Below are 25,657 nucleotides of genomic sequence, written 5' to 3'. Positions count from 1 at the left end.
GTAAAACTTACTCTTCTTCACCTTCAAACATCTGCACAGGCTGGCTTGGCATAATGGTTGAGATGGCATGTTTATATACCAGCTGTGAATGTCCGTCACGGCGTAGCAACACGCAGAAATTGTCGAAAGATGTGACAATACCGGTCAGTTTAACGCCATTAATCAAAAAGATCGTCAGAGAGATTTTCTGCTTACGTACAGAATTCAGAAAGAGATCCTGCAGATTTTGCGATCGTTCAGCCATTTTTTTATTCCTTTATTTCGATCCGCAACCAATACTGACTTGGATGAGACGAGCACCCGAAAAATATTTCCTGCGCTCCGGTTTTATCATCCGCCTCAGATATTGCACCTGTATATTGATACAGAATCAATAGTTGCGGGAATAATCCCACATTCTGCAAAGGGTTAACAGGCCGCTATTTTTTCCGCAACGTCAAAATGTTGTATAGTGAATGATGTCGAGAGCATTTCACAGTCAGTGGCATCACTTGACGTCTGTGAGAATGCGCCCACTAAAGAATCTAGAGCGAGCACTGCGATCTAACAGGAACGCAAACCGCTCTAGTCACAATCTGTATGAATGAGTAGAAAATTCCCAGAAGCAGCTATAAACCTTGAGACGATCAGCGCAATTCGCCCGTCTGCTTCAGCATCCACTCATAGAAACTGCCCTCACGCACCACCAGTTCCTCAGGGCTTTTGCGATGGACATGAAAGCCGATAAACTCCGGATGATCCAGCGGCTCCAACCCGTATTGCGGGTTGAACATGTTCAGGCATTCACGCCCTGTCCAGTAATAGAAACTCTCTTTCGGCGCAGCATTATCAAAACAGCCATATTTTTTGGCGAGCCTTGAAATACCATCATTACCAAAGATCGTAATTCCGATTGCCGCAGGGGTGACTTCCTTCCCCGTCAGGCGATACCAGAGCGGACGCAAAATACGGCGGCGCAGACCAAGCCATTTCGGCAATGGATAATCACCAGCCATATAGGCATCAAATTCGGCAATCACCGGATGATCCGGCGGGAAATACAGCGCAGAAACCCCAACGCGCTCTTTGTTTTCACGCGCCAGATAAGGTTTGGACGCATCCGGATGGAACTGTTTATGCAGATAAACATCCGTATCCAGCCAGACGCCCTGCCCCTGTTTCATCAGATTAATACGGAAAATATCGCTGAACTGAACAATCGTCACATATTCTTTCAGATCCGGAAAAGCCGGATCAAGACGACGGAAAGATTCAATCGGCAGAATAGTTGCGGCATCATGCTGCTCCACACCTTCCGGCAGGTTCTCAACCGGCTGATAGCTGAACAGCTTCACCTTTTGGCCGGTCTTAACCATAGAGGTCAGGCACATATGATCTACCGGACGTAATCTGGTGCCGTACCAGAAAGTGCAAATATCCATAAAATACTATTCTCAAATATCAGAAGAAATCGAGGCTCACACGGAACATCTGTTCCACATGCTTCACTGCATCACTGGTTGCAAACATTACTACACGATCATTACGGCGGATATGCAAATCACCATGCGGCTTGATAACTTTTCCGTCACGATAGACAGCGCCTACACGCAAACCGGCAGGCAATGAAATATCACGCAATGGTGCCCCGACCAGCGGCGAAGTTTCCAGCGCTTCTGCCTCAATCAGTTCCGCCCGCCCGTCATAGACACTATGGACAGAACGGATACGGCCACGACGTACATGCTGCAAAATCTTGGAAATGGTCACGCTTTTCGGACTGACATAGGAATCAATGCCAACCGTATGAATAAATTCCTGATAGGCTGAGTTATTAATCAGCACCATATTCGACTTACAGCCAAGACGTTTGGCCATGATACCAGACAGAATATTCGCCTGATCCTGGTTGGTCAGAGCCACCATCAGATCGGCGTCCTGTACTTCTGCTTCACGCAGCAGTTCCTGATCCAGCGCACTGCCGTTCAGCACAATCGTCTTGTTGAGTTCATCCGCAACAAAGGCCGCACGCTCACGATTATGCTCGATGATTTTCAGACGGGTATGCGGCTGACGCTCTTCCATCTTCTGCGCTACATAGAGCCCGATATTACCACCACCGGCGATAATGATGCGGCGCGCTTCCGGCTTATCATGACCGAACAGCCCGAGTGTACGGCGTACCTGCTCGCTTGTTGTCACCACATAGGCGATATCACCGGCCAGCAGATGGTCCTCTGAACGGGGAACGAACAAACGATCATTGCGCACCACGCCAACCACAGTTGATGGCAGATCAGGAAACAGATCGGTGAGCTGTTTCAGCGGTGTATTGATAATCGGGCAATCTTCCAGACATTCAATAGCGAAAGCCACCACCTTGTCATCGGCAAAGCGCAGCACGTCCGATGCGCCGGGCAGAGCAATACGGCGCAGCACCATATCGCCGACCTCAAGCTCGGGCGAAATCACCACATCAATCGGCATATTATCGCGCGAGAACATCTCCTGATACTGCTTTTGCAGATAGGTCTGTGCACGGATGCGGGCAATCTTGGTCGGCACGTTAAACAGCGAATGGGCAACCTGACAGGCTACCATATTGATCTCATCATAGAGCGTAACAGCGATGATCATATCCGCTTCTTCGGCACCGGCCGCTTCCAGAACATCCGGATGCGAGCCGTGACCGACGAAACCGCGTACATCAAGCAAATCACGCACCGCGTGAATCAGCTTTTCCGATGTATCGATCACCGAAACATCATTCTGCTCGGCAGAAAGCCGCTCAGCGATACCAAAGCCGACCTGACCGGCACCGCAGATGATGATGCGCATAATTACACTCCGAGCGATTTCAGTTTGCGGTGCAGCGCGGAACGCTCCATGCCCACAAACTCAGCCGTACGGGAAATATTGCCGCTGAAACGGTTGATCTGGGCGACCAGATATTCCTTTTCAAACATTTCACGGGCTTCACGCAGCGGCAGCGCCATAATGTGCTGATCAGAATCCGTTGGTGTGCGCGGCAGCGCATCGCCGATTTCCGCAGGCAACAAGTCGGCTGTCACTGGCTCATCGGCATCATCACCACGCGCCAAGATCATCAGGCGTTCCACATTGTTACGCAACTGACGCACATTGCCGGGCCAGCTATGAGACTGCAGAACGGCCATAGCATCATCGCTGATACGGCGTGGCTTGATACCAGCCTGCTCGGCGACCTGATTGATAAAGAAGGACACCAGCGACGGAATATCATCGCGGCGCTGTGCCAGAGGCGGCACCTGCACCGGCACAACGGCCAGACGGTGGAACAGATCTTCGCGGAACAGGCCTTCGGCAATCATGCCTTCAAGATTTTGTGCTGTGGAAGAAATGATGCGTACATCAACCTTCACGCGCTTGGTACCGCCGACACGTTCAAATTGCTGATCAACCAGCACGCGCAAAATCTTATTCTGCGTTTCGCGCGGCATATCGGCAATTTCATCGAGATAAAGAATGCCGCCATGGGCCTCTTCCAGCGCACCGACTTTGCGTTCGCCACCATCCATTTCGGTACCGAACAGCTCAATTTCCATACGTTCAGGCGTAATTGTTGCGGCATTCACCGTAACAAAAGGGCCATTGGCACGGCTCGACAGTGCATGGATTGCACGTGCAGCCATTTCCTTACCGGAGCCAGAAGGTCCGGTGATCATGATACGGCTATTGGTCGGGGCAACACGCTCGATAGTCTGGCGCAGCTGATTCATCGCCAGCGAATTGCCGAGCAGTTCAAAACTGTCACCCGAGCGCTTACGCAGATTGGAAACCTCACGTTTGAGATTGGATGTTTCCAGTGCGCGCTCGGCCACAAGGATCAGACGATCCGCCTTGAACGGCTTTTCGATGAAGTCATAGGCACCGCGACGGATCGCCGAAACAGCAGTTTCAATATTGCCGTGACCGGAAATCATCACCACCGGTAAATCCGGATGCAGTTTTTTGATTTCATCCAGCAATGCCAATCCGTCCAGACGGCTGCCCTGCAGCCAGATATCCAGAAAAATCAGGCGCGGCACACGATCATTGATCGCAGCCAGCGCGCTGTCTGAATCAAATGCGGTACGGGTTTCATGACCTTCGTCGCTTAAAATACCAGCAACCAGATCACGGATGTCCGTTTCATCATCGACGACGAGAATATCAGAAGCCATTTAATCCACCTGCCTTGTTCCCATTGCCCTGCTGATGCACCATATCTCGGTATATTAGCAAGTATTTATAATTAAACTGCCCGCATCTTAGCGTCATGCCTGCAGCTCCTCAGTTGTATTACTGTCTGTTTCAACCACCGCATCCGGCGATGTTGCAGGAAAAACCATACGGATCATAGCACCGCGGCCATTATAGAAATCGGCTGGTGCATCATGCAGCTCCATATGGCCGCCATGATCTTCAACAATTTTACGGACAATCGCGAGACCGAGGCCGGTGCCCTTCTCACGCGTTGTCATATAAGGCTCGAGCAAACGCTGGCGGTTATCGCCGGGCAAGCCCTTACCATTATCGATCACTTCTACAACCAGCTGATCTTTGTCCTGATAAGCCTTCAGCAAAATATGTCCGCGATAATCATCTTCGCCGGTTACAGCTTCAATCGCCTCACTCGCATTTTTGATAATGTTACCAAAAGCCTGTCCCAGCAGACGACTGTCGAAATGACCATATAGCGGCGTTTCGCTCAGGCGCTGTTCAAAGCTGATTTCACTGCGGCTAACTTCCACCAGAAATGCGGCTTCTTTCAGAGAGTTGCGCAAATCAATGGTTTCCATTTTCGGCTTCGGCATCCTTGCAAAAGACGAGAACTCATCCACCATACGGCCAATATCACCAACCTGACGGACAATGGTTTCGACACATTGGTCAAAGACTTCTCTGTCCTCGGTAATCACCTTGCCGTAACGGCGGCGGATACGTTCAGCAGAAAGCTGGATCGGTGTCAGCGGGTTCTTGATCTCATGGGCAATACGACGTGCCACATCCGCCCAAGCGGTTGAACGCTGCGCCTGTACCAGATCGGTAATATCGTCGATCGTCACCACATAAGAGCGTTCGTCACTGGTGCCGTCTTCAATCGTGATCTGCACGTTGAAAGTACTGGTCAGCCCGCCACGCATCATCGAGACCTGCTCGCGATAAACCGCACGACCGGAATCATGCGCAACCTCAAACACCTGTCCGATTTCCGGAATATGTGTGCTGAGACTGGTGCCGATAACGGCATCCGGCTCGAGACAGAACATCTGCTCTGCCGAACGGTTGACGATATTGATCAGCCCTAGCGCATCAACGCCGATCACCGCAGCAGTAACACCGGACAACACAGCTTCAGAGAAGCGGCGGCGTTCATCAATCTGATCCTTGGCAGCAATCAGGTCGGTACGCTGGCTTTTCAACTCGGCAACCATGTTATTGAAGGTACCGGCAAGTGCACCCAAATCACCGTCGCTGGAGCGCACCGGCACAGAAACATCCAGATTACCGGCCGTCACCTCATCCGCAGCGCCGATCAGCGAACGGATCGGACGCACCAGACGGTCAGCCACAGCAATCCCTGTCCATATCGCAGGCAGCAACACGATCAGCATCAGCCCGAAATAAAGCAGCGCAAAAATGACCTGCGTCGGAATACGGTTCGCTTCCATATCCTGATAACGCGCCGTATTTGCTTCCATCAGACGCATAGAATCCAGAATTTGCGCATCAACGGCACGTACAGTGTAGAGATACGCATCCGGTATTTCACGCATTTTGATAATGGCACCAACAAAATTGCTGGTCGGGCCCGGCGGGATAATTACCGGATTGCCGTCCTTCGCTGTCTCCAGCGCTTCTGACGGCGGTTGCGGCAGATTAGCTCCGCCCTGTTCACTGCGCACGGCAATAGAGCCATCTTCGCGTAAGAGCTGAGCACCAAGCAAACCACGCCCCAGTGCCTGCAAAGTGAGCAATTGCACAAAACCATTGCGATCGAGACTGTAAAGCGTGCGCTGACCATCCATATCCTGCAACATGGAATAGGTCGCGCTCTGCAAATTACGGGCTGTATCTGTGAGATAGGCCTGCGTCAGACTGATCGATGAATTGACGATATTACGCGTATTGGTTTCAAACCAGCGATCGAGCCCGAGATTGAGCGTGACACTGGCAACAATCGCAACCACAATTGCCGGAACCGCAGCAATCAGCGAGAACAGCGCCACAATACGCACATGCAGCCGTGCCGCTGCGCGACCATGACGGCGCGCCTGCGTAATACGATAAATTTCGCGGATAATCAGCGCCAGCAGACTGACGACCAGCACCACGTTGATAATGATCAGTGCCAAAGTCACATGCAGATTAGGAATAATCGGCGTAACACCGATCATGATCAGAAAGGATGCAAGTGACGCAACAATCGACAGAACAACAATGATCACGCCCGGCAGAGCGAGCAAACGTCGATGTTCACTCCCTCCGGCAGGTTTCAATTCACGCAACCATTCAACCAGACTCGTCTTATCCATTTGGTTAATCTATTATAAACCGTTGCCTTCATGCAACAGAATGTTGCACATATGCAACGATAGTGCATGGCGCCCTTCAATATACCCGCCAAGCCCGCAGCAGCCAGCGATTACAGGGCGGTGTATTCATGCTTTAAACAAGCTGTCTATCTTAGTTTGGCTTGAAAATATTGAGGTCATGATCGCGGATTTTCTTACGCAGCGTATTACGGTTTAAACCCAGCAATTCCGCAGCTTTAATCTGGTTACCGGATGTAGCCGTGAGGCTTGCCGCCAGAAGCGGATATTCAATCTCCTGCAAAATCCGGTCATAAAGCCCCTGTGGCGGTAGCTCACCATTAAAAGACGCAAAATACTGACGCAGATAAATCTCTGCCGCATCCCGCAGATTGGTGATCTGATCCGCTTTCAATCCCGCCTCGCCGGCAGGCACAGATGCAGGCAAATGTTGCAACTCATGACGGATAATCTCGGCATTGATTTCATCCTGCGGATAAAGCGCTGCCAAGCGGCGCACCAGATTTTCCAGCTCGCGCACATTGCCGGGCCATGCGTAATGGCGCAGCACGGCAAATCCTTCGGCAGTGATCTGTTTCGGCGACAGACCTTCCTTTTCCACCAGACGGAAGAAATGCTGCACCAAATCCGGCACGTCCTCAACACGCTCGCGCAAAGGCGGCATACGCAGCGGCACAACATTGAGCCGGTAGTATAAATCCTCGCGGAACTGGCCTTTTTGAATTTGCTTGAGCAAATCCTTGTTGGTCGCAGCCACAATACGCACATCGGTCTTAATCGGTGTGCGCCCGCCAACGGTCATATATTCGCCCTGCTGGAGCACGCGCAGCAAACGCGTTTGCGCTTCCATCGGCATATCGCCGATTTCATCGAGAAACAGCGTACCGCCATTGGCCTGTTCAAAGCGCCCTGAAAAGCGCTGCTGTGCGCCGGTAAAGGCTCCTTTTTCATGGCCAAACAATTCAGACTCAATCAGATCGCGCGGGATTGCCGCCATATTGATCGCGACAAACGGCCCGTTACGGCGGCGGCCATATTCATGCAAAGCGCGGGCAACCAGCTCTTTGCCTGTACCGGATTCCCCCGTGATCATGAGTGTCAGATCAGTCTGCATCATCCGCGCCAGCACACGGTAAACATCCTGCATCGCCACCGAGCGACCAACGAGCGGCATATTTTCGGCCTGCTCATCGCTTTCCTGCTTTGCCTGTACCGGCTTTGGCTCAGACAGCGCGCGACGCAGCAGACTCACCATCTCGCTCAGGTCAAAAGGCTTGGGCAGATAATCATAGGCTCCGGCCTCCGAGGCACGGATAGCCGTCATGAAAGTATTTTGCGCACTCATCACCACCACCGGCAGATCGGGGCGTGCTTTGCGGATACGCGGCAAAATTTCAAAGACAGAACCATCCGGCATATTCACATCACTGATGACCAGATCGCCTTCGCCACCCGTGACAAGTGCCCAGAGAGCTGCACGATTGCTGGCAAGACGCACAGTATAACCAGCCCTTGTCAGCGCCTGATTGAGCACTGTGCGCATGGCTGCATCATCTTCAGCAACGATGATAACCGGTTCATTCAATGTCTTACTCCCAACACATAAAACATTATATTACAGATAATTATATCAATTTTCTGATAGTTAAATTTAAATATCAGGATGTTCATTCTTCCAGACCGGTAGCAAAATGCGGAAGATGGTTTTTCCTGAAAAACTTTCGCATTCAATCATACCGCCATGATCTGCAATGATCTTGGCAACCAATGGCAAGCCCAGCCCTGAGCCATTGGTTTTGGTGGTGATAAACGGATCAAACAGGATCGGCAAAATATCTGATGCAACACCGCCGCCATTATCAATGACACAAAATTCCAACGGCAAAGACATGCGCTCGCCGGTTGCCGGAACAGTCATATGCATACCGGCTTTATAGGCAGAGGTCAGAAGGATTTCACCTTTTCGCCCCGAGCGCTCTTCCGGTTCAATCGCCTCAGCCGCATTTTTAATCAGGTTAAGAAAAACCTGTATCAGCTGATCCCGATTACCCCAGACACGTGGCAAGGACGGGTCATATTCCTCACGAATAGTGACATGCGAAGCGAAACCATGGCTGGCCAGCGTTTTGACATGCCCCAGAACGGTATGCAGATTGACGGCAGAGCGCTCAATCGGACGCTCGTCCGAAAACACATTCATCCGGTCGACCAGAGCGACAATACGGTCAGCCTCATCACGGATCAGCTGGGTCAGCTCGCAATCAGCTTCATTCGCAGCATCACGGGCAGACATTTCCAGCAATTGCGCCGCACCACGAATGCCCGAAAGCGGGTTCTTGATTTCATGCGCCAGCATTGCTGCCAAACCGGTAACGGAGCGCGCCGCGCCACGATGACTCATCTGGCGATTGAGCTTCTCCGCCATGGCTGTTTCTTTAAACAGGATAACCACGTGATCCGGCTTTTCGCTGACCGGCGTAACCTGCACATCCACCATCCGCTCTGCGCCCATGCGTGGCGAAGACATATCAATATGATATTCATTGACTGCAGTGCCGCTATGAATGACCTGTGCGATTAAACTGATCAGCGGACTTGCAGGCGGCAGGAAATATTCAAGCCCGTGCCGCCGGATGATTGCAGCACTGGAGCGGAAAAACACTTCAGCCTGGGCATTGGCATAGCTGATCTGTCCGTTTGCTCCGGCCATAATCACAGCCTGCGGCAGCGTATTCAGCACATAATCGGACAGAGGCAGCGTGATATTATCCATCAGGCTGCATCCTTGAGCGATTTATTGCCGGATACCGGTGCTACTCCTGAGAATATCTCTGCCAGTATGGTGGAAACTTCCTGTGCATTGCCGGAAGTCATCAGTGCTTTTTTGACTGTATCAGGGACATTCTCCGTATGGCGCTCCATATACCAGCCCAGATGTTTACGGGCATGGCGCACACCGGTTTTCTCCCCATAATGCTCAAGCATGGCATGGTAATGGGCGAGCACATAATCACTTAAGCTAGCCGGAGCGGCCTTATTTGCACCACCGCGCAACGCATCAGCGATTTGACCCGCCAGCCAAGGCTGACCATAGGCTGCACGGCCAATCATCACTGCATCCGCGCCGGAACGCTGCATAATTTCCTGCACATCGGCAGCACTGCCAACATCGCCATTGGCAACAAGCGGCACAGAGATCACCTCACGTACGGCGCGGATAGCATCCCAATCGGCGTGACCGGTATAGAACTGACAGCGTGTGCGGCCATGTACGGTAATCATCTGCACACCGGCATCGACAGCACGTCGTGCCAGTTCCGGTGCATTGATAGAGTTATGATCCCAGCCAAGCCGCATCTTCAGCGTTACCGGTACTTTCACCGCTTGCACAGTCGCTTCAATCAGCGTCAGCGCATGATCCAGATCGCGCATCAATGCTGAACCGGAATAACCGCCGGTTACCTTTTTTGCAGGGCAGCCCATATTGATATCAACAATATCCGCACCCTCACCTTCGGCAATCTTGGCGGCCTCGCCCATCCAATGGGCTTCGCGCCCCGCGAGCTGCACCACATGGGTCTGAAGATCGCCGCGTTCCATACGCTTGCGGCTTTCAGAATGATGATTGCACAGTTCCGCACTGGCCACCATTTCCGAGACCACCAACCCTGCACCGGCCTCCCATGCCCGACGACGAAACGGCAAGTCGGATACACCGGACATCGGTGCCAGAAACACACGATTGCGAATTTCTACGGGTCCGATCTTTAATGGCAGGGTAGCAGTCGTCATCATCAGCCTAAAAAATGTGCAATATTAAAAACGCTCAAACTTTAAGCAGATTTATAGGTTTTATCATCTTCATGCAAGAAAAAGCGGATTCGTCGCAATGCGATTAACCGATGAATCCATTATCAAAAAAACATCACTGGTATTTCGTTTATCAAGGCGGTATTCGCTATAAACACAGGTGTGGCAGCTCGGAAAGGCTTATCTCATTCGCACAGCAGCAGTTATAGTCGCCGCAGGACGCGGAGAACGCGCCGGTCAGAGCACCGAAGGTCCTAAACAATATCGCCGCATCGGCGGTCAGGCCGTGCTGGCGCATACTTTACGCACCTTTCTGGCTTGCGAGCAGATTTCGCCCGTTGTTGTGGTCATCCATGCCGACGATCACGACCTTTATCACACTGCGCTGAAACGTGCTGATATTGATGCCGCGCGCCTGAAGCTCGTAACCGGCGGCCCGACCCGTCAGGAATCAACGCGTCTCGGCCTGCTGGCTTTGCAGGACGATGCGCCGGATTATGTGATGATCCATGATGGCGTGCGCCCTTTCATCACCCAAGACCTGCTCAAGCGCATTATGATAGCCCTGCACCCGCAGACCGGTGTGCTGCCTGCGCTTGCCGTATCAGACACACTGAAACAGGCTGGCGGCGATGCACTGGTCACCAAAACGGTGCCGCGTGCGGGACTATTTGCAGCACAAACACCACAGAGCTTCCCCTTTGCGCCCATATTGGATGCGCATAATGCAGCATTTGTACTGGGACGCACAGATTTTACCGATGATGCCGCCATTGCTGAATGGCAGAGCATTCCTGTTCGTGTTGTCGAAGGCTCAGCCGACAACACTAAAATTACATGGGCAAAGGATATTGAAATGGCTGATCAGCGCTTGCGTCAGGATATGGTTGCTTTTCCGGACATCCGCACGGGTAATGGTTACGACGTCCATAGTTTCGAACCGGGCGACCATGTGTGGCTCTGCGGCGTGAAAATCCCGCATGACTTTAAGCTCAACGGACATTCCGATGCCGATGTGGCGCTACACGCGCTGACCGATGCTTTGCTTGCCACCCGTGGCGCAGGCGATATCGGCACACATTTTCCACCGTCTGACCCGCAATGGAAAGGCGCTGCCTCACGACAATTTGTCGAGTTTGCCGTCAAAACCGTGCGTGAAGCCGGTGGACGCATTGCTAATGCCGATATTACACTAATTGCCGAAGAGCCGAAAATCGGCCCGCATCGTGAAGCTATGACTGCAGAACTCAGCGATATGCTGGGTGTGAGTGCTGACAGAGTTTCGGTCAAAGCCACGACCAATGAGAAAATGGGCTTTGTCGGCCGCAAGGAAGGCATTGCCTCGATTGTAACCGTCAGTGTTATCTATCCGGGTGAAGTCCCCGCATAAAAGGAAACTAATCATGAGTATTGTTGCACATCATGTTCCCCAAAAGTGTGCAGCGGTTTTGGGACAAGAACATGTGCAATAATAAAACAACCACACAAGCCCTCGCCGTTCTTGATGCCTGCCGCAAGGCGCAACTCATGATTACCACAGCCGAATCCTGCACCGGCGGCATGATTGCCGCCGCACTGACCGACATTGCCGGTTCCTCCGATGTCGTTGATTGCGGCTTTGTCACCTATAGCAATGAAGCAAAAGCTTCACTGATCGGCGTTTCACACAGTCTGCTGCGCGAATTTGGTGCCGTATCCAAACCAGTCGCCATCGCCATGGCCGAAGGTGCGCTGAAACATGCCCCTCAAGCTGGCATCTCTATTGCTGTGACCGGCGTTGCAGGCCCTTCCGGCGGCACAACTGAAAAACCGGTCGGGCTGGTACATATTGCCTGCGCCGGACAGAATTTTGAAACACTGCATCAGGAGTGCCGTTTCGGCGACCAATCGCGTGATGCTATCCGGTTAGCCACAGTGCAGGCTGCTTTTGCTCTTATTCTACAAGCATTGAGCGATTGATCCGTATCAATGTAATCCACAGCGGCAGACTTTAGAATTTAATCTTCAATCCTCCCTCAGCTCAAGGAATTGTATGATGCGTTTCAAAGATAAAGTCGTGATCGTCACCGGTGGTGCAAGCGGTATTGGTGAAGCCAGTGCCCGTGCCTTTACCCGTCAAGGCGCTAAAGTGGTGATTGCCGACTTCGCTGATCACGGACAGGCACTGGCCGATGAACTGGGAGCGGATAAAGCGCTATTCATCAAAATTGATGTGACAGATTCTGAAGCTGTTCAGGCGATGATTACCCAAACCGTGGCTCAGTTCGGTCGTCTCGATGTGATGTTTGCCAATGCCGGTATTGCCGCTGATGGCCCGATTGATGAACTGGAAGAAAGCGCGTGGCAACGCACCATCGATATTAACCTCGGCGGTGTTTATCTCTGCGATAAATATGCCATTCAGCAATTTCTCAAACAGGGCGGCGGTGTCATTGTTAATTGTGGCTCCATTCACAGCCATGTCGGCAAACGCGGTGTAACAGCCTATGCTGCTGCCAAAGGCGGCGTGAAACTACTCACCCAGACTTTAGGGATTGAGTATGGCGCGAAAGGTATTCGCGTGAATGCTGTCTGCCCCGGTTATATCGACACACCACTGCTCAGTCATATTCCGGATGACGCCAAAGAGAAGTTAGTTGCCCTACACCCGATGGGCAGGCTTGGCCGCGCGGAAGAAGTCGCGAATGCAGTACTGTTTCTCGCCAGTGATGAGGCCTCCTTTGTCACCGGCTCATCACTGATGGTCGATGGCGGCTATACCGCACAATAAAAAGACAAATAAAAAAGCCGGACTGCAAAACAGTCCGGCTTTTTGATCACTTATATAGATCAGGCTTGAATGCCATAAATCTGATCGGCACGCTTTTCAAAAGCTTCCGCAAATTTGCGGAATGCCAGATCAAACATTGAGCCCATCACCAATCCGAGCGTGCGGCTTTTAAATTCATAATCAATGAAGAAATCCACATCGCTCTGCGTGCCATCACCCACCGGCACAAATGTCCAGCGGTTGTCGAGATAGCGGAACGGGCCGTCAATATATTTGACCTCGATCACCCGCTCATCCGGTTTCAGCAGCACCTGTGTAGTGAAGGTCTCACGGATCAGCTTGTAACCGACTGTCATATCTGCAACCAGCAGTGTTTTCCCATCGCGCTCTTTACGGGAGCGAATGGTCAATGCCTCACACATCGGGACAAATTGCGGATAAGTCTCAACATCCGCGACAAGAGCAAACATTTGCTCCGCGCGGTGCTGAACCTGACGTGTGGCAGTAAATTGCGGCATAAGCTTATCAGTTATACTGTTTTAGTTACGGCTGGCGATAAGGGCTTCACGAGCCGCACGCAGCTTGGCAAAATCATCGCCCGCATGGTGCGAAGAGCGTGTCAGCGGGCTTGAAGCAACCAGCAGGAAACCCTTGGTTTTACCGATTGTTGCGAAAGATTTGAACTCATCCGGTGTCACATAACGGATAACCGCATGGTGCTTACGGGTTGGCTGCAGATACTGACCAATGGTCATGAAATCCACATCAGCCGAGCGCAGATCATCCATCAGCTGCAGCACTTCGTTACGTTCTTCACCTAGACCAACCATGATACCGGATTTGGTGAAAATGGTCGGATCGAGCTCTTTCACGCGCTGCAACAGACGCAGGGAGTGGAAGTAACGGGCACCCGGACGCACTTTCAGATAGTTGGACGGCACAGTTTCCAGATTGTGGTTGAACACATCCGGACGTGCCTTAACAACGATCTCAAGAGCACCTTCCTTACGCAGGAAGTCCGGTGTCAGAATTTCAATTGTGGTTTGCGGGCTGGCTGCACGGATTGCGTGAATCACTTCAGCAAAATGCTGTGCGCCGCCATCGGCCAGATCATCGCGGTCAACGGAAGTGATAACCACATGGGTCAGCCCCATCTGCTTCACGGCCTTCGCCACATTTTCCGGCTCATTAGGATCAAGAGCGGTCGGGATACCGGTCGATACGTTACAGAAAGCACAGGCACGGGTGCAAATTTCACCCATGATCATGAATGTTGCGTGTTTCTTATCCCAGCACTCGCCGATATTCGGGCAACCTGCTTCCTCACAAACTGTCACCAGCTTGTTTGAGCGCACGATATCGCGGGTTTCGCCATAACCGCGTGAGGTCGGTGCCTTCACACGAATCCAGTCAGGCTTTTTCAAAAGTGCTGTGTCGGGCCGGTTGGCCTTCTCAGGATGACGAAGGCGTTTTCTGTCGTCGTTTACCGTGTCCAGAAGCGTAACCATATGTCTTTCCCAAAACGGCCGAAAAGGCCTTCAGATTTCGTATTACCGGAAAAACCGGCCAGAATATTGCGCCTGCATAGCAGGGAGGACTGCCAAGGTAAACAAATATGCTTTAAACCCTGCCCACCTCAAATGTCGTAACAGCTCATATAGGCTGTTCGGCTTTTTATACAACCGGACTCAGCGTCGCGCCGCCTCACCCAGTGCTTTGAACACCAATGCCCAGATCAGACCGAAACAAAATCCGGCTGCACCCAGCGCCAGTGTCACTGTCCATACGCCATACCAGCCGGAAAGCGCATAGCCATTGATTGAAATCACGTTGCCAGCCAAAAAGCTAAGCGCAGATACACCAAAACCAAGCCCGAGGCCAATCAGCGTTGAATATTTCAACACTGTCAGAGCGGCTTTACGAAAGGGATATCCGTCTTTAATCAGCGGCACATAATTTCCTTTGGTTCGAGTGGCCGGAGTTAGAGCGCTGTGTGCCCAATCTGGCACACAAAGGTCGCTCTAACTCCGGCCACATCTGCATTTCAGCACTTAGATATTGATAGCCTTGCCATAAGCATCTAGCACACTTTCCTTCATAGTCTCGGAAATTGTCGGATGCGGGAATACAGTGTGCATCAGTTCTTCTTCAGTGGTTTCCAAATTCATGGCAACCACAAAGCCCTGAATGAGCTCGGTTACTTCTGCACCAACCAGATGGGCGCCGAGCAACTGACCGGTCTTCTTATCGAAAACGGTCTTAACCAGACCCTGATCCTCGCCCAGAGCAATCGCTTTACCATTCGCAACAAACGGGAAGCGGCCAACGCGGATATCATAGCCCTGCTCTTTGGCTTTTGCTTCGGTCAGGCCGACAGAAGCAACCTGCGGGTTACAATAGGTGCAACCCGGAACCTTGGCTTTATCCAGCGGATGAACATTTGGCAGACCTGCGATTTTCTCAACGCAGATAACTGCTTCATGCTCAGCTTTATGTGCCAGCATCGGCGCACCGGCCACGTCACCAATGGCATAAATACCGGCAACGCTGGTCTTGCAATATTCGTCAGCAACGATGCAGCCACGGTCGGTTTTTACACCAACAGCTTCAAGGCCGATATTCTCGATATTGCCCTGCACACCAACAGCCGAGATCATACGATCTACAGTCAGTGTCTGCACTTTGCCGTCTTTGGTTTCAACATGAGCGGTCACGGAATTCGCGCCCTTCTCAACTTTGGAAACCTTGGCTTCAGTGATGATTTTCAGGCCGCGCTTTTCAAGCTGCTTACGGGCAAAGGCAGAGATTTCCGCATCTTCAACCGGCATGATATTGGACATCAGCTCAACAACAGTCACATCAACGCCCATGTCGTTATAGAACGAAGCGAATTCGATACCGATCGCGCCAGAACCCATAACCAGCATGCTCTTTGGCAGTTCCTGCGGAACCATGGCTTCGAAATAGGTCCAGATCAGCTTGCCATCCGGCTCAATGCCCGGCAATGCACGCGGACGTGCACCAGTCGCAATGATGATGTGCTTGGCTGTGTAAGTTCCTTCGCCGAGTGTATTTTTCGGCTGCGGAGCCTGCGGCTGCATCGGTGCCTTGCTGGTTTTGCCAACAATGATTTCACCCGGTTTGGTGATCTTGGCTTCGCCCCAGATCACATCAACCTTGTTTTTTTTCATCAGGAAGCCAACGCCGCCGTTCATGCGCTCGGCAATGCCGCGCGAACGGGAAACAACAGCTTTAATGTCCGGCACGATAGTACCTTCAAGCTTCAGGCCGTAATTTTTGGCATGTTCTGCCAGATGCTTAACTTCAGCGGAGCGCAGCAGTGCCTTGGTCGGGATACAACCCCAGTTCGAGCAGATACCAGCCAGATGTTCACGCTCAACAACAGCGGTTTTCAAGCCAAGCTGCGCTGCACGAATAGCGGCCACATAACCACCCGGACCGGCACCGACTACAATAACGTCGTAACTGTTGGACACGCTCATTCTCCTTGAATGGTTTCTATGCCGGTTACCGGCGCATCATTCATTTTATCTATTTGTTTTCGCGTATCTTATCCGAAAACCGTTTTACACTTTTCGGGATACGCTCTTATAACTACAAACCCAGTATCAGGCGCACAACAGGCTCCAGTGCCTGCCCGATTGCCCGTGTATTCTCTGCATCCAGATGTACACCATCCAGTGGTGTGGTTTTGGCAACGCCGGATGCATCAAAGAAATTGCATTCCGTCTCATCAGCAAGATCCGACAGCAGCAATCCCAGCTTGCGCGATTCCGCAATACCACCGGCAAAAAGCGAGGCAAAAAACGGATCAGCGCTTTCACAAATATGCGGCGGCGCAACAATCAGAATATCCGGCACCGCATAACCCTCCTGATACGGATGGCTGCGGATTTGCTGGATCAGTCTGCGCATACCGCAATGACTGGAAAAAGCATCACCTGCGACCTGCGGCTTCATATCATTGCTGCCCAGCAGAATGATCACCAGATCTAGCGGTGCATGGGTACCCAGCAAGGTCGGCAGGATACGCGAACCGTTACGATCTTCCGGCGCAGTATAATCGTCAAAGGCAGTTGTACGCCCGTTCAGTCCTTCAGCAATCACATGTGCCTGAGAACCGAGCGCCTTCTGCAACACAGACGGCCAGCGGTCTTCGAGAGGCAAACGTACACCATCCGGTGCCTGATAGCCCCAGGTCAGTGAATCACCAAAACACAAAACTGACTTCATGTTTCCGCCTTTTGCGAGAAAGGAACGGCGCCCCAGAAAGCTGAGGCGCCACTATTTTTCTTAGACCAGCAGGCTCAACGGGTTTTCAATGTAGTTCTTGAAAACTTTCGCCAGTTCTGCAGCCAGAGCGCCGTCAACAGCACGGTGGTCGGTGGAAAGCGTAACAGACATTACGTTTGCCACGGCCAGTTCGCCATTTTTAACAACCGCACGCTGTTCACCGGCACCAACTGCAAAGATTGTTGCATGTGGCGGGTTGATGATCGCAGCGAAGTCTTTCACGCCGAACATACCGAGGTTGGACACCGAAGTGGTACCGCCCTGATATTCGGAAGGCTTCAGCTTACGGTCACGGGCGCGCTTGGCCAGATCTTTCATCTCATTCGAGATGGCGGAAAGAGCCTTGGTTTCTGCACCGCGAACGATTGGCGTAATCAGACCACCCGGAATGGAAACGGCAACGCCGACATCCGAATGTTTGTGTTTGACCATGCCTGCATCTGTCCAGGACACGTTGGCTTCAGGAATGTCACGCAATGCCAGAGCTGTTGCCTTGATCACCAGATCGTTGACCGACAGCTTGTACGCAGGTACTTCGCCTTTTTCAGTCTTGATAACCGGTGCAGCAGCATTGAGCTGTGCCCGCAGAGCCAGCAGAGCATCGAGTTCGCAATCAATCGTCAGATAGAAATGCGGAACAGTCAGCTTGGATTCCATCAGGCGGCGCGCAATTGTCTTACGCATACCGTCATGCGGTACCAGCTCATATGAACCTTCCTCAAACATTTTGAGGGTCGCTTCATCCGATGCGCCGGAAGCAACAGCAGCCTGAGGCGCTGCAGCACTTGGCGTTGCAGCAGCAGGTGCTTTAACGCCGGAAGCAATCGCAGCTTCAACGTCCTTACGAACGATGCGGCCGTGCGGGCCGGTGCCGGAAACAGCAGACAGCTCAACACCAGCTTCTTTAGCGATGCGACGTGCCAGCGGCGAAGCGAACAGACGCTCGCCTTTTGCGGCAGGTGTTGCAACCGGAGCCGGAGCAGCAACAGGCGCTGGTGTTGCAGCTGGCGCCGCAGCAACTGGTGCCGGTGCGGCTGCCGGTGCAGCTTCAGCCTTTGGAGCAGCGGCAGGTGCATCACCGGAAGCTGCCTTGGCAGCTTCAGCAACATCTTCACCGTCTTCCGCCAGAACGGCGATCAGGGCATTGACCTTCACGCCTTCAGTGCCGCCGGCAACAACCAGCTTGGCCACGATACCTTCATCAACAGCTTCCACTTCCATGGTCGCTTTGTCGGTTTCGATTTCGGCAATAACGTCACCTGCGGAGACTTTATCGCCTTCTTTGACCAGCCATTTCGCCAGATTACCTTCTTCCATTGTCGGAGAAAGAGCCGGCATCGTAATTTTGATAGCCATGGTTTTGTCCTTCCCCTTAACGAGTGTAGGTTACAGCTTTAACGGCCTCAACAACTTCCGCAACCGATGGCAAAGCCAGCTTTTCGAGGTTAGCGGCATATGGCATTGGCACGTCTTTACCGGCAATGGTCATGATCGGCGCATCGAGATAATCGAAAGCCTGCTGCATGACGCGGGTTGCAATTTCTGTACCCACGGAAGACTGCGGGTAGCCTTCTTCAACAGTGACCAGACGACCGGTCTTTTTGACCGATTCAATCACAGTCGGCATATCCATCGGACGGATGGTACGCAGATCAATGATTTCAACGTCGATGCCGATTTCAGCCAGTTCTTCAGCAGCCTTGATCGCATAGGTCATGCCGATACCGAAGGATACGATGGTCGCATCTTTACCGACTTTATGAATGCGGGCTTTACCGATTGGCAATACGAAATCTTCAATGTCCGGCACATCAAATGTGTGGCCGTACATAACTTCGTTTTCAAGGAAGATCACCGGATTCGGATCACGGATCGCAGCCTTGAGCAGACCTTTAGCATCAGCAGCCGAATAAGGCATGATGACCTTCAGACCCGGAATATGGCTGTACCATGCAGCATAGCACTGGGAGTGCTGTGCGCCAACGCGGGCAGCGGCACCCGAAGGACCGCGGAACACCATAGGTGCACCCATCTGACCACCGGACATGTACAATGTCTTGGCAGCAGAGTTGATGATCTGGTCGATTGCCTGCATGGCGAAGTTGAAGGTCATGAACTCAACAATCGGACGCAAGCCGGTGTAAGCCGCACCGACACCGATACCGGCGAAGCCGTGTTCGGTAATTGGTGTATCAACAACGCGCTTGTCACCGAACTCAGCCAGAAGGCCTTTGGTTACCTTATAGGCACCTTCATATTCAGCAACTTCTTCACCCATAACGAAAACGTCAGGGTCACGGCGCATTTCTTCAGCCATCGCGTCACGCAAAGCGTCACGAACAGTGGTCGGCACCATCTTTGTACCAGCCGGAATATCCGGATCATTGGCAACTTCGAGTTTAGGCGCAGCAGGAACCGGAGCAGCAGGTGTTGAAGCACCTGGCTTCTCGCCGCCAACAACCGGCGCTTCAGAAGTGACCATTGTCTGCTGAGGAGCAGCAGGCGCAGCTGCGCCAATGCTGTCAGCGCTTTCGCCGTCAGCAAGCAATACAGCAATTGCTGTATTCACTTTTACGCCTTCGGTACCTTCAGCAACGAGCAGCTTACCGATAGTGCCTTCGTCAACAGCTTCCACTTCCATGGTTGCTTTATCGGTTTCAATCTCAGCAATGACATCACCGGAAGTGACTTTGTCGCCTTCCTTTTTCAGCCACTTGGAGAGTTTGCCCTCTTCCATTGTCGGGGAGAGCGCTGGCATAAGAATTTCAACAGGCATAGCGCTCGCTCCTTACAGCAGAATATCAGTGTAGAGTTCAGATGCATCCGGCTCCGGATCATGCTGTGCAAAGTCTGCTGAGTCAGCAACAATGTCACGCACTTCCTTATCAATCGCCTTCAGGTCATCTTCCGAGAACCAGCCATTATCCATCATGCGGTATTTAACCTGCTCGATCGGATCATGCTCGGAGCGCATCTTCTGCACTTCATCTTTACTGCGGTATTTCGCAGGATCGGACATCGAGTGACCACGATAACGATAGGTCTGCATTTCGAGAATGATTGGACCCTTGCCGGAACGTGCCCATTCCAGTGCTTCTTCACTGGCGGCGTTCACAGCGCGCACATCCATACCGTCAACCTGAATACCAGGAATATTGAAGGACAGACCGCGACGGGAGAAATCGGTTTCAGCCGAAGCGCGGGTTACAGCTGTACCCATTGCATAACGGTTGTTTTCAATCACATAAACAACAGGCAGCTTCCAGAGCGATGCCATGTTGAAGCTTTCGTAAACCTGACCCTGGTTGGCAGCACCGTCACCGAAATAGGTGATGGAAACGCTGTCATTACCACGGTAACGGTTTGCAAAAGCCAGACCGGTGCCGAGCGGCACCTGCGCACCAACGATACCGTGACCGCCGTAGAAATGTTTCTCTTTCGAGAACATGTGCATCGAGCCGCCCTTGCCTTTCGACAAGCCGCCCTGACGACCGGTCAACTCAGCCATCACGCCGCGCGCGCTCATACCGGCTGCAAGCATATGACCGTGGTCACGATAGGCAGTGATAACCTGATCGCCTTCACGCATTGCTTTCTGCATACCGACAACAACAGCTTCCTGACCGATATAAAGGTGACAGAAACCGCCGATGAAGCCCATACCATAGAGCTGACCGGCCTTCTCTTCGAAGCGACGGATCAGCAGCATCTCACGATAAGCGTGAAGATCTTCTTCCTTGGTAAACTGGTTAGGCTGTGGTGCCTTGAGAGTATTAGACAGAGCTGCCTGCGATTTAGCCGCAGCAGTTTTTTGTGCCCTAGGTGCCATATTTTGCTCCCTGTTATGGTGGGCGCAGAATAAACCTCATCGGCAAAAGTTACAATACACATAAATGTGTAATTTTGCACTAGTTAACTAATTGAAAATACAAAGAAAACATCCAATTAACTGCAATTCGGTTAATTCGTCTTTTTACCGCGATCAACGATAATCGTGACCTCATCCGCATGAGACAGATTCAATGCGCGGCGCGCCTGTTCATCCAGAATATCTTTATCAATTGAGCCGTCGCGCAACTGCAAAACCTGACGTTCCAGAGACTCCCTCTGCTCCGTCAGATCTGCAAGCTGCTTATTCAATACAACGGTCTGCGCCTGCAATTGTTCCTTGGAATAAATCCCGTAGGCACCATTATAAGCATGAAAACCGAAATAGGACAAAAACGCAGTGGCCAGAACCGGCACAACCAGTCGACCCTTGATGCTTTTACGCTTTTGTTTTGTCCACATACTCACACCTCTGAGGCAATACGCATCCGATACGCGGATATCTGCCCGAAAATAAGGACTAAATTATCAAAACACGATAAATCCCGTCCGATATTTATTTAAAGCATATTAGCCTTAACAGAGACTTTACAGGGCAGGATCAAAACCACCATTCAACACAAAAAAGGCCCGCACTTTCGTGCAGGCCTCTTATTAATTCATCTCAGAGCTGAAATTTCAGCGCTTACAGACCTTTAAAAGCCGAACGGCCGGCATAACGTGCCTGCGTGCCCAGTTCTTCTTCAATGCGGATCAGCTGGTTGTATTTTGCCAACCGGTCTGAACGTGCCAGCGAGCCGGTTTTGATCTGGCCGCAATTGGTAGCAACAGCGAGATCCGCAATCGTGGAATCTTCTGTTTCACCCGAACGGTGTGACATAACTGCGGTATAGCCGTTCTTATGCGCTGTTTCCACGGCATCCAGTGTTTCGGACAATGTGCCGATCTGGTTCACTTTAACCAGAATGGAATTGGCAACGCCCATCTTGATACCGTCGCGCAGACGAGCCGAGTTGGTCACGAACAGATCATCGCCGACGAGCTGGGTTTTCTTACCAGTCAGATCGGTGAGGGTCTTCCAGCCTTCCCAATCATCTTCCGACATACCGTCTTCAATGCTGATGATCGGATAGTCAGCGGCCAGCTTGGCCAGATACTCAGCCTGCTGCTGTGGTGTACGGGTTACGCCCTCACCTTCATAGACGTAATTACCGCCTTTGAAGAATTCAGTCGCAGCGCAATCCAGACCGATTGCAATTTCTTCACCTGGCTTGAAACCGGCTTTTGCAATCGATTCCATCACGAAATCCAACGCTGCCTCCGCGCTCAGCAGATTTGGTGCAAAACCGCCTTCGTCACCGACATTGGTGTTGTGACCGGCAGCTTTCAGACGGGATTTCAGTGTGTGAAACACTTCGGCACCGTAACGCACAGCTTCACGCAGGCTTGATGCACCAACAGGCAGGATCATGAACTCCTGAAAATCAATCGGATTATCCGCATGTGCGCCGCCATTGATGATGTTCATCATTGGCACCGGCAGGATATGGGCATTGGCACCGCCAACATAGCGGTAAAGCGGCTGGCCGGAAGCCTGCGCAGCAGCCTTGGCAACAGCCATGGATACGCCGAGGATTGCATTGGCACCGAGGCGGCTTTTGTTTGGCGTACCGTCGAGATCGATCATGGTCTGGTCGATTTCGATCTGATATTCAGCTTCCTGACCAGCCAGCGCATCAAAGATCGCGCCATTGACCGCTTCAACAGCCTGTTCAACGCCCTTGCCCAGATAACGGCTTCCGCCGTCGCGCAGTTCTACAGCTTCATGCGCACCGGTTGATGCACCGCTTGGTACAGCCGCACGGCCAAAAGAACCGTCTTCGAGCGTGACATCAACTTCAACAGTCGGATTACCGCGGCTGTCGAGAATTTCACGACCGACAATATCGATGATCGCAGTCATTGGGAGTATCCTTCCATAAAGCATTTACGAGCCCGAAATGACCAAGCACTTCTGAACAAGGCAAATGCGTGAAACAAACCGGTAGAGCCAATACCGCGCCGCCCTCATCAGCCGATACGGTATTACAAAATTTCGCGCTATTGATAACCAATCAGATTGCCGGACGCAAAGGACTTCGGCCAATCAGATGTTAATTTTGAGATTTTCAAACGATATTAAAGTGAAGAGTTTGCGACAGCGCGCGCAATCATTCTGTTTCAAACAAAAAAAGAGCGGTTTAACCGCTCTTTTCGCTTGCTTACATTGCTGCAACCCGACTCTGTTCCGTTTTCTGGAAAGCCTTTGCCAGACCTTCATCACGTGCATAAACATCGTCAAAATAACGGATTTTACCACTCGCTTCATCCGGCCATGCGGTGAAATAGGTCAGGTAAATCGGCACACCGGACGGCACTTTAATACCGCGCTCATTCTTGCCGAAATATTTAGTCAGATTTTCTTTGCCGGTACTCATCACCGCAGAGGCCATGGCACGCGGATCGGCAAGACGGATACAGCCGTGACTGACAGCGCGCATATCACGCTTGAACGCAGCTTTTGACGGCGTGTCATGCAGATAAATATCGTGGCTGTTCGGGAACAGGATTTTCAATTCACCCAGCGCATTATTCGGGCCCGGCTTCTGGCGTACACCAACATGCGCCTTGCCCTGTGCGACAGCTGACCAATTGACCGCAGTTGATGACACAACCTTGCCGCCAACAACCACCTCGTAATTGTTGCGATCAAGATAACCGGAATCAGCCAGAATGCGCGGCATCATTTCATTCATCACAATCGAGCGCGGCACACCCCAAGACGGGTTAAACACCACGGTGCTGATTGTATCATAGAAGAAATGGGTTTGATTACGCGCAGAGCCGATCACCACATCCATTGCCAGCTGCTCTTTGCCCTGATCAAAATACTGAGCGCGATAAGCCGGCTGATTGACGAAAACATAGCGCTGACCGAAATCACGCGGCAACCAGCGCAGACGCTCCATGGAATAGAGAATACGCTCACGCTTGACCGAGGATGTCTCGCCCTGCAAAGCAGTAATTGTAGCGCGGCCAATAATGCCATCCGGCGTCTTGCCCATCAGCTTCTGATAGTCTTTGACCGCAGTCACCAGTTCCGGATCATAGAGTGTTCCATCTTTATGACGATCAAAAACATCCTGATAAGAGTTAAGGTAACCGGCTGGTGCTTTTTGCGCGATCAGCGCCAGAATTTTAGGCAGTTCCGCATTATTTTGCCCCGGCTTAATCAGCGTATCCGGTGCAACACGGGCAATCTTCTTGCCTTCCGGCTTCATCGCAGCAAGCTGCTCTTTCAGCTTCTGATAATAGCTATTCTGCGGATTAAAATCAGCCAAAACCTGTGTCGGATCAGTGGCATCCTCAAGAGCTTTCAACACCAGATCAGGCTGAATGCGTTTGCGCGGCAAATCATGAAAGCCACTCAGACGATTGGCGATCACCCGTCCCTCACCAGCATCCAGCGCATAGCGCAATGCCCGTGCGGTCAGCGCCACTTCAAAAGCAGCTATCTCACGGATGCGCATATCTTTTTGTGCAGCGTCAAAGTCCAGATCCGGTACTTTGACAGCGTATTCTGCTGATACCAGACCATCTGCTTCAGCGCGCTCGAACAAGGCCAAAACCTCTTCAGCACGCGATGAGACGGCCAAACCATCCGACCAGAGCAATGTCTGCTCCGTTGCATAGAAAGTAACAATTGCCTCGGCTAAAGACTGCTCGGCCTTTACATCGGTCGCCTTCATGGCATCAAGCACAGCAGTTACCAGTGCAGGATCAAGCTGTTTTTCAGCAGTCTTTGCAGGCGGATTGATCAGCCCGTCAGCACGCTGCGGCACAGTGCTGATAAAATCAACCGCTTCCGCATACAGTGCAGAAGGCGATAAGCTGCCCTCTTTTTCAGAAATCGCAGCGGTTACCTGCATATCAACAGCGGTAAAATCTACCTTCACCAGTTTTTCCGGCCGGTAGTCATAAATCTGCGGGCCTTTAACAGCAACCGCCTTGGCAACAGGCGCAGCCGGTTTAACCACATTGGCTGGTGCGGCAGATTTTGCAGTGCGTGCGACCGGCTGCTTCACCTGTGGTGCTTGTTGCACAGGCTGCGGCTGTTGTTGCGCGGCTTCACGCGCTTCGCGCTTCTGACGGAACAGATCAAACAGATTGCTCGCCGCATCCGCTTGCTGCACAGGCGCCAAAACTGCAATGCCGGTTACAGCAGCAAGCGCGGTCGTCAGAAAAGCATGACGCATAGAAGAACTTAGGATCAGGCAGCGGGATTTCAGCGGAGTAGTCATATCTGTCCGTCAGTTCTGGAGAAAAACAAGCAATATATGCA

The 25,657-nt window shown here is 51.9% G+C and carries 22 protein-coding genes; 3 read left to right on the top strand and 19 right to left on the bottom strand.

Annotated features, from left to right (window positions below):
- Positions 1-7: 7 nt before the first annotated feature.
- From hfq to dusB, 8 genes are all read right to left on the bottom strand, one after another.
- The gene (gene hfq, locus DFR47_RS03585) at positions 8-244 is read right to left on the bottom strand and encodes an RNA chaperone Hfq (RefSeq protein ID WP_022712353.1); all 237 of its coding nucleotides are present in this window, start codon (positions 242-244) and stop codon (positions 8-10) included.
- Between the two features lie 382 nt (positions 245-626).
- A complete protein-coding gene (locus DFR47_RS03580) occupies positions 627-1,421 on the bottom strand; it encodes a glycosyltransferase family 32 protein (protein WP_113942987.1) in 795 nt (264 codons plus the stop codon).
- Between the two features lie 19 nt (positions 1,422-1,440).
- Positions 1,441-2,817: a Trk system potassium transporter TrkA gene (gene trkA / locus DFR47_RS03575; RefSeq protein ID WP_113942986.1), complete on the bottom strand. Its 1,377-nt coding sequence runs from the start codon at positions 2,815-2,817 to the stop codon at positions 1,441-1,443.
- A 2-nt stretch (positions 2,818-2,819) separates the two neighbouring features.
- Positions 2,820-4,181, bottom strand: coding sequence for a nitrogen assimilation response regulator NtrX (ntrX, locus tag DFR47_RS03570; RefSeq protein ID WP_113942985.1), 1,362 nt, complete (start codon positions 4,179-4,181; stop codon positions 2,820-2,822).
- Positions 4,182-4,274: 93 nt separating this feature from the next.
- Positions 4,275-6,536 (bottom strand): sensor histidine kinase NtrY-like, encoded by a 2,262-nt coding sequence (locus tag DFR47_RS03565; RefSeq protein WP_113942984.1) that lies wholly within the window; start codon positions 6,534-6,536, stop codon positions 4,275-4,277.
- A gap of 151 nt (positions 6,537-6,687) precedes the next feature.
- Entirely contained in the window at positions 6,688-8,097 is a 1,410-nt protein-coding gene (gene ntrC, locus DFR47_RS03560) for a nitrogen regulation protein NR(I) (RefSeq protein WP_245416452.1), read from the bottom strand.
- 108 nt (positions 8,098-8,205) lie between these two features.
- Positions 8,206-9,327: a two-component system sensor histidine kinase NtrB gene (locus DFR47_RS03555; protein WP_113942982.1), complete on the bottom strand. Its 1,122-nt coding sequence runs from the start codon at positions 9,325-9,327 to the stop codon at positions 8,206-8,208.
- Entirely contained in the window at positions 9,327-10,346 is a 1,020-nt protein-coding gene (dusB, locus tag DFR47_RS03550; protein WP_113943230.1) for a tRNA dihydrouridine synthase DusB, read from the bottom strand. Before dusB ends, DFR47_RS03555 begins: the two co-directional genes overlap by 1 nt.
- 178 nt (positions 10,347-10,524) lie before the next feature.
- Between dusB and DFR47_RS03545 the strand changes: the two genes are divergently transcribed.
- The 3 genes from DFR47_RS03545 to DFR47_RS03535 all read left to right on the top strand — a co-directional run bounded on the left by DFR47_RS03545 (position 10,525) and on the right by DFR47_RS03535 (position 13,134).
- Entirely contained in the window at positions 10,525-11,754 is a 1,230-nt protein-coding gene (locus DFR47_RS03545) for a bifunctional 2-C-methyl-D-erythritol 4-phosphate cytidylyltransferase/2-C-methyl-D-erythritol 2,4-cyclodiphosphate synthase (protein ID WP_113942981.1), read from the top strand.
- A gap of 71 nt (positions 11,755-11,825) precedes the next feature.
- A complete protein-coding gene (locus DFR47_RS03540) occupies positions 11,826-12,323 on the top strand; it encodes a CinA family protein (RefSeq protein WP_113943229.1) in 498 nt (165 codons plus the stop codon).
- A 76-nt stretch (positions 12,324-12,399) separates the two neighbouring features.
- Positions 12,400-13,134 (top strand): SDR family NAD(P)-dependent oxidoreductase, encoded by a 735-nt coding sequence (locus tag DFR47_RS03535; protein ID WP_113943228.1) that lies wholly within the window; start codon positions 12,400-12,402, stop codon positions 13,132-13,134.
- 59 nt (positions 13,135-13,193) lie between these two features.
- On the opposite strand, the gene DFR47_RS03530 is transcribed toward DFR47_RS03535, so the two are convergent.
- From DFR47_RS03530 to DFR47_RS03480, 11 genes are all read right to left on the bottom strand, one after another.
- On the bottom strand, positions 13,194-13,652 hold the full coding sequence (locus DFR47_RS03530) for a type II toxin-antitoxin system RatA family toxin (RefSeq protein ID WP_113942980.1): 459 nt from the start codon (positions 13,650-13,652) through the stop codon (positions 13,194-13,196).
- A gap of 21 nt (positions 13,653-13,673) precedes the next feature.
- Positions 13,674-14,642, bottom strand: coding sequence for a lipoyl synthase (lipA, locus tag DFR47_RS03525; RefSeq protein WP_113942979.1), 969 nt, complete (start codon positions 14,640-14,642; stop codon positions 13,674-13,676).
- 180 nt (positions 14,643-14,822) lie between these two features.
- Positions 14,823-15,020, bottom strand: coding sequence for a hypothetical protein (locus DFR47_RS03520; protein WP_113943227.1), 198 nt, complete (start codon positions 15,018-15,020; stop codon positions 14,823-14,825).
- Between the two features lie 165 nt (positions 15,021-15,185).
- Positions 15,186-16,631, bottom strand: a complete 1,446-nt coding sequence (lpdA, locus tag DFR47_RS03515) for a dihydrolipoyl dehydrogenase (RefSeq protein ID WP_113943226.1) — start codon at positions 16,629-16,631, stop codon at positions 15,186-15,188.
- Positions 16,632-16,749: 118 nt separating this feature from the next.
- Positions 16,750-17,388 (bottom strand): SGNH/GDSL hydrolase family protein, encoded by a 639-nt coding sequence (locus DFR47_RS03510; protein WP_113942978.1) that lies wholly within the window; start codon positions 17,386-17,388, stop codon positions 16,750-16,752.
- 60 nt (positions 17,389-17,448) lie between these two features.
- Positions 17,449-18,765 carry a pyruvate dehydrogenase complex dihydrolipoamide acetyltransferase gene (locus DFR47_RS03505; RefSeq protein ID WP_425373331.1) on the bottom strand — a complete coding sequence of 439 codons (1,317 nt, stop codon included), beginning with the start codon at positions 18,763-18,765 and terminating at the stop codon, positions 17,449-17,451.
- 55 nt (positions 18,766-18,820) lie between these two features.
- A complete protein-coding gene (locus DFR47_RS03500) occupies positions 18,821-20,224 on the bottom strand; it encodes a pyruvate dehydrogenase complex E1 component subunit beta (RefSeq protein WP_113942976.1) in 1,404 nt (467 codons plus the stop codon).
- A gap of 12 nt (positions 20,225-20,236) precedes the next feature.
- Positions 20,237-21,277, bottom strand: a complete 1,041-nt coding sequence (gene pdhA, locus DFR47_RS03495; protein WP_113942975.1) for a pyruvate dehydrogenase (acetyl-transferring) E1 component subunit alpha — start codon at positions 21,275-21,277, stop codon at positions 20,237-20,239.
- A gap of 131 nt (positions 21,278-21,408) precedes the next feature.
- The gene (locus tag DFR47_RS03490) at positions 21,409-21,738 is read right to left on the bottom strand and encodes an FtsB family cell division protein (protein WP_113942974.1); all 330 of its coding nucleotides are present in this window, start codon (positions 21,736-21,738) and stop codon (positions 21,409-21,411) included.
- Positions 21,739-21,961: 223 nt separating this feature from the next.
- Complete coding sequence (gene eno, locus DFR47_RS03485; RefSeq protein ID WP_113942973.1) at positions 21,962-23,239, bottom strand: phosphopyruvate hydratase; 1,278 nt, start codon at positions 23,237-23,239, stop codon at positions 21,962-21,964.
- Positions 23,240-23,537: 298 nt separating this feature from the next.
- Positions 23,538-25,616, bottom strand: coding sequence for a L,D-transpeptidase family protein (locus tag DFR47_RS03480; RefSeq protein ID WP_245416421.1), 2,079 nt, complete (start codon positions 25,614-25,616; stop codon positions 23,538-23,540).
- Between the last annotated feature and the right edge of the window lie 41 nt (positions 25,617-25,657).

It is taken from the genome of Pseudochrobactrum asaccharolyticum (assembly GCF_003314995.1).
Classification (GTDB): Bacteria; Pseudomonadota; Alphaproteobacteria; order Rhizobiales; family Rhizobiaceae; genus Pseudochrobactrum; species Pseudochrobactrum asaccharolyticum.
The sequence above is the reverse complement of the archived record's forward strand: the minus strand, read 5'-3'. Positions and strand labels throughout refer to the sequence as shown.